Origin of the sequence: Paenibacillus sp. UNC499MF (genome assembly GCF_900107975.1) — a bacterium.
Classification (GTDB): domain Bacteria; phylum Bacillota; class Bacilli; order Paenibacillales; family NBRC-103111; genus Paenibacillus_F.
Map to the genome: position 1 here is coordinate 255,226 of NZ_FNVF01000005.1, position 13,588 is coordinate 268,813.

The 13,588-nt window shown below is 52.4% G+C and carries 20 protein-coding genes; 10 read left to right on the forward strand and 10 right to left on the reverse strand.

Annotated features, from left to right (window positions below; genetic code table 11):
- Positions 1-369 precede the first annotated feature (369 nt).
- Entirely contained in the window at positions 370-1,374 is a 1,005-nt protein-coding gene (locus C4S74_RS13690; RefSeq protein WP_103995864.1) for an NAD(P)/FAD-dependent oxidoreductase, read from the forward strand.
- A gap of 101 nt (positions 1,375-1,475) precedes the next feature.
- Entirely contained in the window at positions 1,476-1,730 is a 255-nt protein-coding gene (locus C4S74_RS13695; protein ID WP_103995865.1) for a hypothetical protein, read from the forward strand.
- A gap of 34 nt (positions 1,731-1,764) precedes the next feature.
- On the opposite strand, the gene sda is transcribed toward C4S74_RS13695, so the two are convergent.
- Positions 1,765-1,920 carry a sporulation histidine kinase inhibitor Sda gene (gene sda, locus C4S74_RS13700; RefSeq protein ID WP_009676266.1) on the reverse strand — a complete coding sequence of 52 codons (156 nt, stop codon included), beginning with the start codon at positions 1,918-1,920 and terminating at the stop codon, positions 1,765-1,767.
- Positions 1,921-2,361: 441 nt separating this feature from the next.
- Here sda and C4S74_RS13705 point away from each other — a divergent pair, with 441 nt between their 5' ends.
- Positions 2,362-2,523: a hypothetical protein gene (locus tag C4S74_RS13705; RefSeq protein ID WP_009676280.1), complete on the forward strand. Its 162-nt coding sequence runs from the start codon at positions 2,362-2,364 to the stop codon at positions 2,521-2,523.
- A gap of 94 nt (positions 2,524-2,617) precedes the next feature.
- Entirely contained in the window at positions 2,618-3,043 is a 426-nt protein-coding gene (gene mscL, locus C4S74_RS13710) for a large-conductance mechanosensitive channel protein MscL (protein WP_103995981.1), read from the forward strand.
- Between the two features lie 196 nt (positions 3,044-3,239).
- Here the strand turns inward: mscL and erpA are convergent, their stop codons facing one another.
- Both erpA and C4S74_RS13720 read right to left on the reverse strand, forming a co-directional pair.
- On the reverse strand, positions 3,240-3,599 hold the full coding sequence (gene erpA, locus C4S74_RS13715) for an iron-sulfur cluster insertion protein ErpA (RefSeq protein ID WP_181024426.1): 360 nt from the start codon (positions 3,597-3,599) through the stop codon (positions 3,240-3,242).
- Positions 3,600-3,700: 101 nt separating this feature from the next.
- Positions 3,701-3,904, reverse strand: a complete 204-nt coding sequence (locus tag C4S74_RS13720) for an aspartyl-phosphate phosphatase Spo0E family protein (protein ID WP_016423556.1) — start codon at positions 3,902-3,904, stop codon at positions 3,701-3,703.
- Positions 3,905-4,273: 369 nt separating this feature from the next.
- Between C4S74_RS13720 and mqnE the strand changes: the two genes are divergently transcribed.
- Entirely contained in the window at positions 4,274-5,377 is a 1,104-nt protein-coding gene (gene mqnE, locus C4S74_RS13725; RefSeq protein WP_103995867.1) for an aminofutalosine synthase MqnE, read from the forward strand.
- A gap of 79 nt (positions 5,378-5,456) precedes the next feature.
- Positions 5,457-6,521 carry an NAD(P)/FAD-dependent oxidoreductase gene (locus tag C4S74_RS13730; protein ID WP_103995868.1) on the forward strand — a complete coding sequence of 355 codons (1,065 nt, stop codon included), beginning with the start codon at positions 5,457-5,459 and terminating at the stop codon, positions 6,519-6,521.
- Positions 6,522-6,576: 55 nt separating this feature from the next.
- On the opposite strand, the gene C4S74_RS13735 is transcribed toward C4S74_RS13730, so the two are convergent.
- Together C4S74_RS13735 and C4S74_RS13740 are read right to left on the reverse strand one after the other, a co-directional pair.
- A complete protein-coding gene (locus tag C4S74_RS13735) occupies positions 6,577-6,831 on the reverse strand; it encodes a YuzB family protein (protein WP_103995869.1) in 255 nt (84 codons plus the stop codon).
- A gap of 88 nt (positions 6,832-6,919) precedes the next feature.
- A complete protein-coding gene (locus C4S74_RS13740; RefSeq protein WP_103995870.1) occupies positions 6,920-7,162 on the reverse strand; it encodes a hypothetical protein in 243 nt (80 codons plus the stop codon).
- A 207-nt stretch (positions 7,163-7,369) separates the two neighbouring features.
- Here C4S74_RS13740 and C4S74_RS13745 point away from each other — a divergent pair, with 207 nt between their 5' ends.
- A complete protein-coding gene (locus tag C4S74_RS13745) occupies positions 7,370-7,618 on the forward strand; it encodes a NifU family protein (RefSeq protein WP_009673094.1) in 249 nt (82 codons plus the stop codon).
- A 56-nt stretch (positions 7,619-7,674) separates the two neighbouring features.
- On the opposite strand, the gene C4S74_RS13750 is transcribed toward C4S74_RS13745, so the two are convergent.
- The 3 genes from C4S74_RS13750 to C4S74_RS13760 form a co-directional block, all read right to left on the reverse strand.
- Positions 7,675-8,463 (reverse strand): SDR family oxidoreductase, encoded by a 789-nt coding sequence (locus C4S74_RS13750; protein WP_103995871.1) that lies wholly within the window; start codon positions 8,461-8,463, stop codon positions 7,675-7,677.
- Positions 8,372-9,193 carry a Cthe_2314 family HEPN domain-containing protein gene (locus tag C4S74_RS13755; protein ID WP_146065502.1) on the reverse strand — a complete coding sequence of 274 codons (822 nt, stop codon included), beginning with the start codon at positions 9,191-9,193 and terminating at the stop codon, positions 8,372-8,374. Before C4S74_RS13755 ends, C4S74_RS13750 begins: the two co-directional genes overlap by 92 nt.
- A 474-nt stretch (positions 9,194-9,667) precedes the next feature.
- Positions 9,668-10,699 carry a heme A synthase gene (locus C4S74_RS13760; RefSeq protein ID WP_103995873.1) on the reverse strand — a complete coding sequence of 344 codons (1,032 nt, stop codon included), beginning with the start codon at positions 10,697-10,699 and terminating at the stop codon, positions 9,668-9,670.
- A gap of 267 nt (positions 10,700-10,966) precedes the next feature.
- Between C4S74_RS13760 and C4S74_RS13765 the strand changes: the two genes are divergently transcribed.
- Positions 10,967-11,170 (forward strand): hypothetical protein, encoded by a 204-nt coding sequence (locus C4S74_RS13765; protein WP_181024413.1) that lies wholly within the window; start codon positions 10,967-10,969, stop codon positions 11,168-11,170.
- A gap of 147 nt (positions 11,171-11,317) precedes the next feature.
- Here the strand turns inward: C4S74_RS13765 and C4S74_RS13770 are convergent, their stop codons facing one another.
- Positions 11,318-11,662, reverse strand: a complete 345-nt coding sequence (locus C4S74_RS13770; protein ID WP_181024414.1) for a co-chaperone YbbN — start codon at positions 11,660-11,662, stop codon at positions 11,318-11,320.
- A gap of 225 nt (positions 11,663-11,887) precedes the next feature.
- On the opposite strand from C4S74_RS13770, the gene C4S74_RS13775 reads away from it, so the two are divergent.
- Together C4S74_RS13775 and C4S74_RS27010 are read left to right on the forward strand one after the other, a co-directional pair.
- On the forward strand, positions 11,888-12,730 hold the full coding sequence (locus C4S74_RS13775; RefSeq protein WP_103995876.1) for an SPFH domain-containing protein: 843 nt from the start codon (positions 11,888-11,890) through the stop codon (positions 12,728-12,730).
- A gap of 8 nt (positions 12,731-12,738) precedes the next feature.
- Positions 12,739-12,933, forward strand: coding sequence for a toxin-antitoxin system HicB family antitoxin (locus C4S74_RS27010; RefSeq protein ID WP_103995877.1), 195 nt, complete (start codon positions 12,739-12,741; stop codon positions 12,931-12,933).
- 107 nt (positions 12,934-13,040) lie between these two features.
- Here the strand turns inward: C4S74_RS27010 and C4S74_RS13785 are convergent, their stop codons facing one another.
- Complete coding sequence (locus C4S74_RS13785; RefSeq protein ID WP_103995878.1) at positions 13,041-13,523, reverse strand: GNAT family N-acetyltransferase; 483 nt, start codon at positions 13,521-13,523, stop codon at positions 13,041-13,043.
- Positions 13,524-13,588 lie beyond the last annotated feature (65 nt).

Sequence of the window (13,588 nt, forward strand, 5' to 3'; positions counted from 1 at the left end):
GGCTTGCATTTGTGAAAATTAACACATATCTTCTGACGGATATGTCCGTGAAAATGTTTCTCTCTCTATCCTTCAAGCGGGGCTATTTCGCCATTTTTCACGGAAATGCAGCACCAATCTCATGCAATCATATAATGTGCCCTGTTAAATAGCAAGGGACAATTTCCTCAAAAACGAAGGTTTTTCGACCAGTAATTCCCACTAAATTAAAGGGCAGTTAGTCCCAAACAAGCTCCCTTGAAGGAGCATTCCGGAACGATAGCCGACCGGTTTGCTCGGCTTTTCTTTATCTATTTGGTTTATTTCCTCATTTAGGGCGTTTATAATGGAGCAGAAGGCAATGTGCAGAACAGTGGAGGTGTCCGAGTAGTGAGTGAAACCGAAATTCAGCACGACCAAGTGAAAGATCTGATCATCATCGGGGGCGGACCGGCCGGTATGTTTGCGGCTTTTTACGGGGGAATGCGCCAGGCATCCGTTACGTTAATCGAAAGTATGCCCCAGTTGGGCGGACAGCTTGCCGCTCTGTATCCGGAGAAGCATATATATGATGTGGCGGGATTTCCGAAAGTGACCGCCCAGGAGCTTGTAAACAGCCTCGCCGTCCAGATGAACCACTTCCCGATTCACGTGTGTTTGGAAGAGAAGGTTCTGCAGGTGGACAAAAAAGAGGAGCGCCTGTTCGAGGTTATCACAGATAAACAATCTCATTTCGGCAAGGCGGTTATCATTACCGGGGGCGTCGGCGCCTTCGAACCGCGCCGTCTGGAGCTGCCGGAAGCGGCCCGGTACGAGAAAACGAATCTTCACTACTTCGTCAGCGATCTGAACTCGTTCGCCGGCCAGAAGGTCCTTATCAGCGGAGGAGGCGATTCAGCCGTCGACTGGTCGCTTATGCTGGAGCCGATCGCCGAGCAGGTTACGCTCATTCACCGCCGGGATAAATTCCGCGCCCACGAGCACAGTGTGGAGAAACTGATGAATTCCAGCGTGAACGTCGTGACGCCGACCGAAATCACGGCACTTGAAGGCGACGACGCGATCCGCAAAGTAACCCTGAAGCATGTCAAGACGGGAGAAGAAACGGTGCTTGACGTCGATGCCGTCGTCGTTAATTTCGGTTTCGTTTCTTCCCTCGGTCCGATAGCGGAGTGGGGGCTTCAGATCGAGAACGGCTCAATCGTCGTCGACTCGCGGATGGAGACGAACGTACCCGGCATCTTCGCGGCAGGCGACATCACCACGTACCCGGGCAAGCTGAAGCTGATCGCCGTAGGCTTCGGAGAAGCGCCCACCGCCGTCAACAACGCGAAAGTTTATCTGGACCCGTCCGCCAAACTTTCACCGGGACACAGCAGCAACATGAAGTTCTGATGCAAGAGCTGCCCGTCAACTCCTACAAATGAAAATAAAGCCCGGAGGGCATTCTAACTTTGACGCCGCGAACCCGCGAGCCGATTAAGGAGGAATGCCCTTTGTCTTCTTTCTGCACCGTTTGCAACGGAATGGAAGCGCTGAGCGCCGTCTGCCCGCACTGCGAAAGCGGCAGCGCGTCCGACTACGGACGGGTAAACGATTATTACGGCCCCTACGCCCCCTACCGGCCCATCGAGGATATTTCCATGACCAACGGCTACCCGGATGTGGCACGAAACGAATGCATGCATATGCTTTATTGCGAAGCATGCGGCGCAAGCTCCGTGCTGGCGGTTCCGGAAAGCCTGACTTGATCCTTCCCTATTGACCGCCGGACAAAAAAAGAAGCTACGCAAGCGCAGCTTCATCGCTATGATAAGCTTCCAGCACAATATGTCTCCGGTTAATTTCGCCTAGTAGTAAATCGACAAATTCCGATTCCAGTTCAAGGTCAAGGGCTTTGAAATACGATTCAACGAGGGTCTCGTCGCTAATCTGTCTCATACCAACCACCTTTCCTGCTTAACTTGTCATTATATTACCATGTGCCAAATATTAGAACAATCGTTCTGTTATCCACAAACCCATGTGCATATCTTGTGGGTAATTTGTGAATAGACTCTAAAATTGGCGAGTTTTGTAGGCGGATAATGTGGACAAAGTTATACACACCTTTTTTCACTTTACTGTGATAAAAACAAATAATCGGAACTTGTCCTTCTATCAACAGAATTCATTAATCTTCATTTGCGGATTTAACCAAATCTCCGCACCGATTTCCCATATAACGGGAATAATCCGACTCCTTTCGCATATATTGAACATAGTTGTCGTCCATATTCTCTTTCGGAACCTGTAAATTTCACAGGATGGACGATCACATTTAACGTAGATTTAATACTGGCCGTTTATACTGGGTTCAGTAAGCGAAAGGAGAAGTGAGTCATGATCGTCTACGACATCGTAGTCAACGGAGAAGTGAAAGAGACCATCCGGCCGCAGAAGCTCCGGTTGAAGGAACTGTATGCGTACATGCTGGAACAGTCCAAGCAGATGAAGATGAAGTACGGTGAGAACACACGCGTTCTCAAACGCATCCTCTATTAATTGTATATTGATTCCCTGGCACCCCCTTTGGTAGACTAGGAGGGTAAAAAGGGAGGCTGTATAGAACTTGGAAAATCAACCTAAAAAAATTCAAATCATCGGTGAATTCAAAAAATTTATTATGCGCGGCAACGTTGTGGACCTTGCGGTCGGCGTTATCATAGGGGCCGCTTTCAATAAAATCGTGACCTCGCTCGTCAACGATATCCTGATGCCCCCGATCGGTCTGCTGCTCGGCAAGATGGACTTCAAAAATTTAAAGCTTCCTCTGTCAGGCGGCGTCACGATCAATTACGGGGCCTTTATCAACAACATCATCGACTTTCTCATCGTTTCGGCCGTGATTTTCCTGATGATCCGCCAGATGAACAAACTGCGCAGGAAAGAAGAGTCTCAAGAGGAGCCGAAGTCGGAGCCGACGAAGGAATGTCCTTACTGCATTTCGGAAATCGCCGCCAAGGCAACCCGCTGTCCGCGCTGCACTTCGGTGCTGGAACCGGAAGCTCTGCCCCAGACTTAGGGCCGGTTCGCTCTGCTTGCATTTTACATCTAAACCTATCGGATTTTACAAAAGAAACCTGCTAGATGGCAGCCTCAGGGCGCCTCTTGGCAGGTTTTTATAGTTTTCCGGCTATCACGAATCCCGGAGGCTCCCGAACATAAAAAGAAAGAACCGAAGGGATGCTGAATCCCCCGGTTCACTATATAATCGCTAATTAGTCGTCGCACTTCTCCGCTTTGCCCTCTTCGCCCTTCACCTTGAAGGAAGCGCCGCAGCCGCAAGATGCTACCGCGTTGGGGTTGTCGATCGTGAAGCCTCCGCCCATGCCCGCATCCTTGTAATCAATCTCGACGCCATACAAGTATTTCGCGCTTTCCGGGTCCACGACCACTTTCAGACCGCTGAAATCCAGAACCGTATCTTCTTCCTTCTGGTCGTTATCGAAACCCATACCGTATGAAAACCCGCTGCAGCCGCCTTCTTTGACACCGACACGCAGAAAAAGATCCGGCGTTTCCTCAGCCTCGAGCATTTCTTTGATTTTGCCTGTCGCTTCCTCACTGATCTTGATCAGACTCATATAAATAAACCTCCTTGTACGGAGCGGCCTCAGTCCAGCGCCCGTCTCCTGAAAGCAGTCTTTTAGTAATCCACTTATCTTCCTATAGTATACTCCTATTCAAGCTTCGTCTCAAGAGGTGACTCTCCCCGCTCCAGCTGGTAGTACCGCAGTATAAGTTTGTCGAGTCTTCTGCTGTCGTGCTGTACACTCGGGTGCAGGAATCCGTATTTCATCCCGTTCTCTACCATCTGGGACCGCAGCTGCTCGATTCTGACGTCAAGCTTCTGTCTGCATTCCCACTCCTCCGATTGCTGCATATGTACCTACCATCCTATCCCAAAAAAGATCACCATTTCAGTGTACATCAAACACCGAAGGATAATAAAGACCTTTTTACCAGTTTTTGTCCGGCTCTACGAATATATTTGCCAATAACCGCTTATAAAAGGCCTTGCCGCAAGCCTGCTGGAAGAGCTGCAAGCTTTATCCTTATTGCCCCTTTGAGATGACAGGTTTATAATAGGAAGGATGAAACCGGACTTTTAACGCTTTTTTTAGTATGAAATCCTGCAGCCTTCATTATACGGTTGACGGGATATGTTTCTATGTAGAGGTTCTGATTTTGAACGTACGGCGAAAAATTTACACAGGATGGATTCAAAAGATCCTACGGGGAGGGTATACTAGTGAATGTCATTATAGACAGTCCTGACCGCCGCATGGCGGAAATTGCAGAAAAGGTCGAGAACGGAGAACGTCTTTCGCGGGAGGACGGCCTGTTTTTGTACCAATCGGACGATTTGTTGACCATTGGTCAATTAGCCAATAAGGTCAACCTTCGGAAGAACGGCAAAAACGTGTATTTCGTACAAAACATGAGTTTGTATTTTACAAACGTATGCGAAGAACACTGCGCGTTTTGCCATTTCCGCAGAGACGAGGGCGAGGCAGGCTCCTACACGCTGACGCCTTCCGAGATGCTGACGTATATCTCCGAAAATTTCCACCCGGATATTCGCGAGTTCCACATCAGCCAGGGCCACAATCCGCATGTTCCGTTCCAATACTACGTGGACGCCCTGCGCACCCTGAAACAGCATTATCCGCAAGTCGCGATCAAGGCTCATACGGCTGCCGAAATCGACTTCTTCGCGCGGATCAGCGGACTCAGCTACAAAGAGGTGCTTCGCACCCTGATGGACGTTGGTCTTGACACGCTGCCCGGCGGCGGAGCCGAGATTTTGACCGAACGCTACCGCAAGAAGATGAGAGTCGAGAAAGCCGACACGAACCAGTGGCTGGATGTCCACCGCGCGGCTCACGAGCTCGGCATGAAGACGCATGCGACGATGCTCTACGGCTCGATCGAGACGCTCGAAGAGCGTATCGAGCATATGGCCCTGCTGCGCGATCTGCAGGATGAAACAGACGGATTCCTCGTATTCATCCCGAATTCGATCCAACCGGCAAGCGCAAACGCGGGTATCCGCCGGCGCGTGCCTGCCGTGGATGAGCTCAAAACGATTGCGATCAGCCGTCTGATGCTCGACAACTTCCCGCATATCAAAGCCTATTTTATTAACATGGGCATCAAAGTGACTCAGCTTGCGTTCCAATTCGGCGCATCTGACGCTCACGGAACCATTGTGAAGGAGCGCATCTCCCATGCCGCGGGCGCTCAATCTCCGGACGGAGTCACGAAAGACGATCTGGTCTGGCTGATTAAAGGAGCGGGACGAATCCCGGTAGAACGGGATACCTTCTACAATGTGGTTCAAACCTACAACTAATTGGGGTAAGAACCTTTAGAAGCCTTTGACAGAAAGATGATGCAACGACAAAAGCCATGGCAGAAGGGATTCATGTAACATGAACAAGTTTGTTATTCTGGGAGGCGGTTATGGCGGCATTACCATAGCCACGGAGCTTCTGGAAAAAGAAATACCCGACAACTGGACGGTCACGATGGTCGACCGCTCGCCTTTTCAAGGGCTCAAGACGGAATACTACGCGCTGGCTGCCGGTACGGCCGCCGAGACGGAGCTTCGCGTTGCCTATCCGAACGATCCCAGATTATCGCTTAAATACGGAGAGGTTACGGAAGTAAACCTGGAAACAAAACAGGTGATCTTTGCCGACAAGGAACCGCTCGATTACGATTACCTCGTGATCGGTCTCGGCTGCGTGGATAATTTCCACGGCATTCCGGGCGCGCAGGAATTTTCCAACGGCATTCAGACGTTCTCACAGACCCGCATCACGTACCAGCGTGTCAATGACGTCGTGCCATACGGTCAGGTTACGATCGTCGGCGGAGGCCTGAGCGGAGTGGAGATGGCGGCGGAGCTTCGCGAAAGCCGGCAGGATATCAATATCCGCATCCTGGACCGCGGCGCAAGCATTCTGTCCTCCTTCCCGACGAAAGCGAAAGAATTCGTACGCGACTGGATGCTCGATCACGACATCGAAATGCGTTCCCACGTCTCTCTGAAAAGACTGGAAGGCGGCGATCTCTACAACGAAGAAGAGATCATCCGCACGGACGCCACGATCTGGACGGCCGGCATCAAGCCGAGTCCGATCGTCGAACAGCTTCCCGTGGACAAGGATCCTTCCGGACGCGTTCTGCTGAACGAGTTCCATCAGATCCCGTCCCACCCGAACGTATTCGTCGTCGGCGACTGCGCCAGCCTGCCGTTCTCCCCGAGCGCGCAGGCGGCCGAATCGCAGGGCAAACAGATCGTTGAAGTGATGCAGGCGCTGTGGAAGAAAGAAACGCCCAAGCTTGGCCAGATCAAGCTCAAAGGAGTTCTCGGCTCTCTGGGCAAGAAGACGGGCTTCGGCCTGATGGGCAAGAAAACCGTTATGACAGGCATGGTACCGCGTGTCCTAAAAAACGGAGTCCTGTGGATGTCCAAACACCACTGGGGCTAGAAACGCAAAAAAAAGCCCGGTTTGCACCTACTGTGCAGACCGGGCTTTTTGTTATTCAGTCGCCGAACAAATCGTACATCTCTTCGACTTCCTTTATTTTTTTGGAAATTTCGTCAAACAGCTTGTCGGCTGTCTCGGCCGCTACGATTTCGCCGTTAACCATGGCAAAAGGAAAAAGGTAACATTCCCCGCAGTTTCCCAGACACCCGTATTCGATAACGTCGTAATCCGGATTGCCTTCCAGCTTCTTCATGACGGCGTCCGTACCATGATGCATATTGCTTGCGCAAAACTCAATGATAGGTCTCATGTTTGATCTCCACCTGTTTCACAAACTATCTGTATTGTAACACATCCGGGGAGATTTGAGCATAAGAACCGCTTACGCAAGGCAGGCATTATCTTCCCCTCGTATACTCCGGTCTGAAATACAGGCTCCGCATAATGTCGGTGATCGAGTCCTGAACGTCGAACGCATCGGCCACTACGCCGCTTCCGCTGCAGCGCGCACAGGCTGTCTTCCCGCTTCCTCCGCAGGACGTGCAGATTCCCCGGTCTCCACGGCTTCCTTCACCCGAACAGCTCTGGCACTCCGTCTCCCCTTCTCCGTAACAATGGCAGCAATCGTTATTCTCGTTCATGCGAATCCATCCTTCCCGTTTTAAATGTTATAATACAGTTTCGATTTTATATGATTTGTATTATATAACATATGCTACAGAATAAGAAGTGTTTTTTTGAAAAAAAATAAACGGCCGATCTGAACGGCCGGCCGCCCCTTTGAATGCGGGGGGATATTTTTTTTTCCCGAAATGTACTATAATAAAATAAGAAAGGAGTCGATTGAAATGACTGAAAATACCCAAAGTGCAACCATGTATGATGAAGTACTTGAGGTTCTAGATAAGCTTCGCCCGTTCCTGCAGCGTGATGGCGGTGACGTGGAACTGGTGGACGTGGAAGACGGCATTGTAAAACTGAAGCTGATGGGTGCATGCGGAAGCTGCCCGAGCTCCACGATTACTTTGAAAGCCGGTATCGAGCGTGCGCTTGTCGAAGAAGTAGAAGGCGTTGTCGAGGTTGTTCAAGTATTCTAATAAAAAAACCGGCCCTTTGAGGGGCCGGTTTTTTTATGGGCGCTAAGCGGGCGCGCTTATCTGCCCTGCTTCAGCATCGGCAGCGTCTGGATCGGATCGAGGCCGCCGTTCACTTCCATGATGTTCCCCGTCAGGAAGTCCGACTTCGGGTCGCACAGGAAGGACAGCACGCGGGCTACATCCTCGCCCGTGCCGGGTCTGCCCCGCGGTGTCTCGTCGTCGGTGCAGTTCTCCACTTCCTCGATCCGCTTCTCCTTGTTGGCTCCGCGGATATCTCCCGGACAGATCATGTTCACGGTGATCCCGTGGGCCGCTTCTTCTTCGGCCAGTGTCTTCGTGAACGAAACCAGCCCCACCTTGGCGGCCGCGTAGACGGCCCTGTGGGGCCAGGCGCGCGCTTCGGCGGCATGGCCGAAGCCGAAGTGGATGATGCGGCCCCAGCGCTTATGCCGCATGTGGGGCAGCAGGGCGTGATCCAGCTGGATCACGCCGAGCAGGTTGCCGCGGATGAGATAGTCAATCTCATCGCGCGTATAATCCGCGAACAGCCTCCGTTCGCGGATGAAAGGGCCGGCGTTGTTGACGAGCACATCGACGCCGCCCATCGTTTCCCCCACCGTCTCCGCGATGCGCTCGATATCCTCGCCGCGTGAGACGTCGCCTTGAATCGCGGCGGCGCGGACGCCCGTATTCTGGATGTGCCTGACCAGATCGTGCGCTTCCTCTTCACTATGTACGTAATTGATAACGATATCATACCCTTGATTGGCCAGCGTCAGCGCCGCCATTTTGCCGAGCCCTTTCGCGCTGCCCGTGATAAGAGCCGTTCTGCGTACCTCCGCCATGATTCTCCTCCCCGTTCTCCCCTATGCTTCCCCTGGATATATACTGGAATACAAGATCCATCGTCATGCAAACCATCTCGTATCCGCGGTTCAGCTGCGCCAGATTATCCGCAATATCCTCCACTTGGATCCGGTCGCCCAGATAAGAGTGGGACTGCATCAGATCATCCAGCATCTCTACATTCACATAGTGAATTTCCATATTCCGCTGGTTTCGAAGAACCTGAAGCGGCTGTTTGGCTTCTATTTTCAGTTCGTACAATTTTTGCTGCAGGGCGGGATGAACCCCGCTCTCTCTCATTTTACGCAATACGGTAAAAAAGGAAAAGTGCGTTTTGAGCGTCTCCGTTTTGAGATCAAACAAATCGTTCAAAAAGTATCCCAGCTTATCCAGCACCGAAAAAAGACGGATGAGGGCGTTTTTATAAAAATAAACATACCGCCTGTAATCGTCCAGCTCCTCGGGCCGCATTTCATCGAGATAAGACTTTTTCACCCGCTCCGCAAAACGGCCGGCGCAGTATTTACTCTCCTCCAGCTCATCCAGGGCATCCAGAAACCCTTGGGTCCATACATAGAGCCTATGCAGCTTTTTGGGGCTGTATGAGGGCGAAGAATGTCGGCTTAGCTGAAGGACGTTCAAATAACGCTTGATCGAAGTGAAAGCTTGTTCCAGCCGCTCGTCGGAGCGTTCGCTGCGTTTCGTCTCGTTGAAAATCGTTCTTAGCATGGCTTTCACCCATTTCCTTATTTTTTTCAGTATGAGCTCCGCCTCCGCGATCCATACATGGGTATCCGGCCGGGCCGGAGCGTCATAGGAAGAGCCCGCTCCTCCCGGAACGTCTACTCTTGAATTACCCTAAATAAGCCTTTTTCGAAAAATGAAAATCGTCGGCGCCATCTTCCGGACGTCTCAACTGAACGGTTAAGCCGTTTACACCGGCCCTTCCGGGAAGCCGGGTAAAAGCCGTTTCCGGTTCCCTTTCGGATGCTTTCAGAGCCGCATCGGGTTATGAGCTGCGCGGATTATCCGGACTTCGCCCCGCATTCCGTCAGAACCATATTCGCGGTAAAAGAAAAACGGCTGCCCTTCACATTCGTGAAAAGCAGCGCGTTATCCTTCTTCTTATGAAGCGGGCGGCGTATTCCGCAAGCTTCGGGTCAATCACGTCTTGAAGACGGCTGGCCGGGACCGACCGTAAAGTCAGTCTGCAACGGCTCCCTTTCTTTTAACGGAAGCCTCCACCGATGCCGGACTCTCTTTCTTGGGACGGGAATGCTCCGCGCCGACCGGCACTCGGGCATTCAGCATGACGACGCAGAGATAGCTGATCCAGCCGAACAAGGCGCAAATCAGGACGGCGTGGATCATGCCGGTGAACAAGAAAGCCATATCATGTCCCAAGGACCAGGTAACGGTAGCTCCGCTGAAAATTTGGGCGATCAGGAAGCCCAGCACCCATCCCGCGCCTTTGTACACATTTTCAAGATGGCTGTATTTCTTGCGTGCGACCAGGAACAAAGCGAGTCCGCAGAAGAACATAATCATGGCCGCAATGCGGTGGAAAAATACGATTCCGGTGGCGCCCGTCAGTTCCGGCACGACTTGTCCGTTACACAGGGGCCAGCCGATGCAGCCTCCCGAAGACTCCGTATGCCGGACGAAGGCGCCCACATAAACGACGATGTAGCAGTAGATGCCGACGAACCAGACGAAAGCGCGGAAGCCGCGGCCGATCGGAGCCGCATCCTTCGGCAGGGCCGGTGTACGGCCGTCCGCCGTGCGGGCGACGGAAACCGTGTAGTCCCCCCATTTCGTAAACGTCAGCCAGAGCAGCAGCGTCATGGCGAAAGCAAGCAGCGAAAGGCCGAAGTGAAGCGCCATAACCGCGGAAGACTGCGAGAAGACAACGGCCAGGGCGCCCATAATCGCCTGCAGCACGGTGAAGAAACCCGCGCCCGACACGAAATATTTGGCATCCTTACGGCTGACCGTTTTGAAAACAAGGAAAAATGTGGCGAGCAGCAGCAGACCCACAAGGCCCGTCACCGCCCGGTGACTGTATTCGATAACGGATGAGATCGTATAGGCAGGAACGAACTTGCCGTTGCAGAGCGGCCATTCGTTACCGCAGCCCAGACCCGACTCGGTTTTGGTTACGAGCGCGCCCATAATCACGATCAGGAACATGCCGATCATGGTCAGAAAGGACAACCGCTTCGTTAATTTATACATAACATGCACCTACTTCTCTATAATCAATGAGGCTGTTTTGCAAGAGATTTGGCCGTGAACAGCAGCATTGCCGCTCCTATTCATTATAGCTACTATTAGGGGCCAATTCCATTCGCAAATGTTACAAAGCCTTGAAAGAAGCGGAAGGTACGCGGCCCAGTATTAGGGAGTCCTTAATGGACGCAAATTATACGGAGCGGCGGAAACCGCGATAAAGCGGCGCAGTCAGCGGGTGGAAGCGCTTCGGCAAACCGGGTGATATCGCTCGTGAAGGAGGAAGAAATTCAGAAAGCCAAGAACGCTTTGAAGCTTCGTCCGGATCCGAATCGTGTGCCCGGCGGCAGCCCGAATTCCACGAATTCGCCTAAAGGGAGTCATGTGCCACGGCCGGGGGCCAAAAGGCACCCGTTACGTGCCGGAATCTCCGGAGGCCGGAAAGCCGTACAGCACGCTTCCCAGGCGGGCGTGTAGTCGCTTTGCGGCACTTACGGCCGGAGCCAAGCGGCGCGGCGCCGCAATCGAAGCTTTTGAGAGAGCCGCGCCGGTCAGCCGGCACAAAAAAAGCCGTTTCCGAAGAAACGGCTTTTGGCATTTCAAAAGAAGGCGGAAGCGTCAGTATCACTTCGCCAGCGCGTTGCCCACTTCGATCGCACGGTCGAGGAACTGCTCGATCTCTTCGCGCGTTTTGCGCAGTTTGCTCACGAAACGGATCAGCTCCTGTCCGCTGCGGAAAGCGATAAAGCTGGGAATGCCCAGAATGTTCAGCTCTTCGCACAGGTCCGGCACTTCGTCACGGTCCAGCTCGATGAACGTGATGCGCCCGGCATACGTCTTTTCCAAGTCCGGCATAAAAGGCTCGATATAATGGCAGTCTTTACACCAGGTTGTTTTAAAAACGGCAACGGTAACCTCTGATTTCTCCACCGCCGCCCGGAAATCTTGTTCATTATGGACTTTTTCCATGGGGATCACCTCGAATAGAATCGTCCGGCCTGCATTCCCGACCGGCTTCATCGGAATCTGATAAACTTGTTTATCTTATAGCATGCTCCTTGGGGCGTGTCAATAACAGCGAAATTTCAGCTCCTCAGACCATTTACAGACATTGTAAAAAGTGATATCATAAAAATATCAAAACGATATTTGAATTATAAACTATGGATGAATTTCTTAGAGGAGATGAACGCGATGACCGAACGTCATGTATGGAAAATCAACGGATTTGCCGGCCTGCTTGCTATGGTCGTATTTATCGGAGCAGGTATTTTCTCCCTGACCGCGGAGCTGATCGTCCCCGCCGTACTGCTGTTTGTGCTGGCAGGCGTAGTTCTCAGCTCATTTACCGTCGTACAGCCTAACCAGGGGATGGTCGTCAATTTCTTCGGGCGCTACAGCGGCACCGTCCGCGACAGCGGCTTCTGGATGACGATTCCTTTCAGCGAGCGCAAGAAAATATCGCTGCGTGTCCGCAACTTCAACAGCGCGCGGCTGAAGGTCAACGATGTGGACGGCAATCCCATTGAAATCGCGGCTGTCGTCGTTTTCCGCGTAGTCGATACGGCCAAAGCCAAGTTCGAAGTCGATAATTACCAGGCTTTCGTGGAAATTCAAAGCGAAACCGCCCTGCGCCATGTCGCCTCCAAATATCCCTACGACTCTTATGCCGGAGAAGCCTACTCTCTGCGCGCCAACAGCGAAGAAGTCGCCAAGGAACTCACCTTCGAGCTGCAAAGCCGCCTCAGCGTGGCCGGCGTCGAAGTATTGGAGTCCAGGCTGACTCACCTGGCCTACTCCACCGAGATCGCAAGCGCCATGCTCCAGCGCCAGCAAGCATCCGCCATCATATCCGCACGCGAGAAAATCGTGGAAGGCGCGGTCAGCATGGTGCAGATGGCTATCGCCCGCCTCCAGGCGGAAGGCGTCGTCGAGCTGGATGAAGAGCGCAAAGCCGCGATGATCAACAACCTGCTCGTAGCGGTTGTCTCCGACAGGTCCGCCCAGCCTGTCATCAACTCCAGTTCCATCTACTAAACGGGCACATGGCTGTGAAGAAGAACTTCCCGCTGCGGCTCGATCCGAAGCTCCATCAAGCTTTGGAGCGCTGGGCAGCCGACGAATTCCGCAGCGTCAACGGGCACATCGAATTCCTGCTCCGGGAGGCGCTGGTACGTGCAGGCAGAATGCCGGGTCACGCCCCTCCTCCTCCCGATAGCGAATCCGGAGATAAGAACTGACGGGCGGGGACGCGTAAGCACCCCGTCTCGCACTGAAGAGCCGATGCCTTTTCGAAGGTATCGGCTCTTTATTTAAGACCTTTGTTTCAGCACGCTGCCGCTTTCCCTCAAACGCCGGTGCTTAAATCTTTCTTCATTTTAAAATTAACCAGCTTAATCCCTCTGCGTTCCACACACTGCTCCCGGACCAATCCGTATCCCCGATGTTCAAAAAAACGTTTGGCCGTAAGACTTGCGTCCGTTTCCAGTTCGGCAAGTCCCCGTTTTTTTGCCTCGTGTTCAAGAAGGTCCGCTAAGGCGGACGCTATCCCCTGTCCCTGAAAATCTTTATCCACATACAGTCTGTCCACATATCCGTTTGCGGTCATATCCGCAAAGCCCCTGATTACGCCATCGATTACAGCTACATAGGCGGTATTGCGGCTCATCGACTCCTTCCAGGATTCCAATCTGAGCTCCTCTTCCTCTCTGGATGCCCATGCATGAAGCTGCTCAGGAGTATAATCTTTCTTGTTTACGGAATGAACGGTTTCATAAAACAACGAGACAATGCTGCGAATATCCGATGCCTGAAACTCTCTGATTTCCATGTTAGTCTCCTCTTCGTCATCTTTGAAGAATATGCCGCATGCATCCGATTTAACCACCGGAGGCA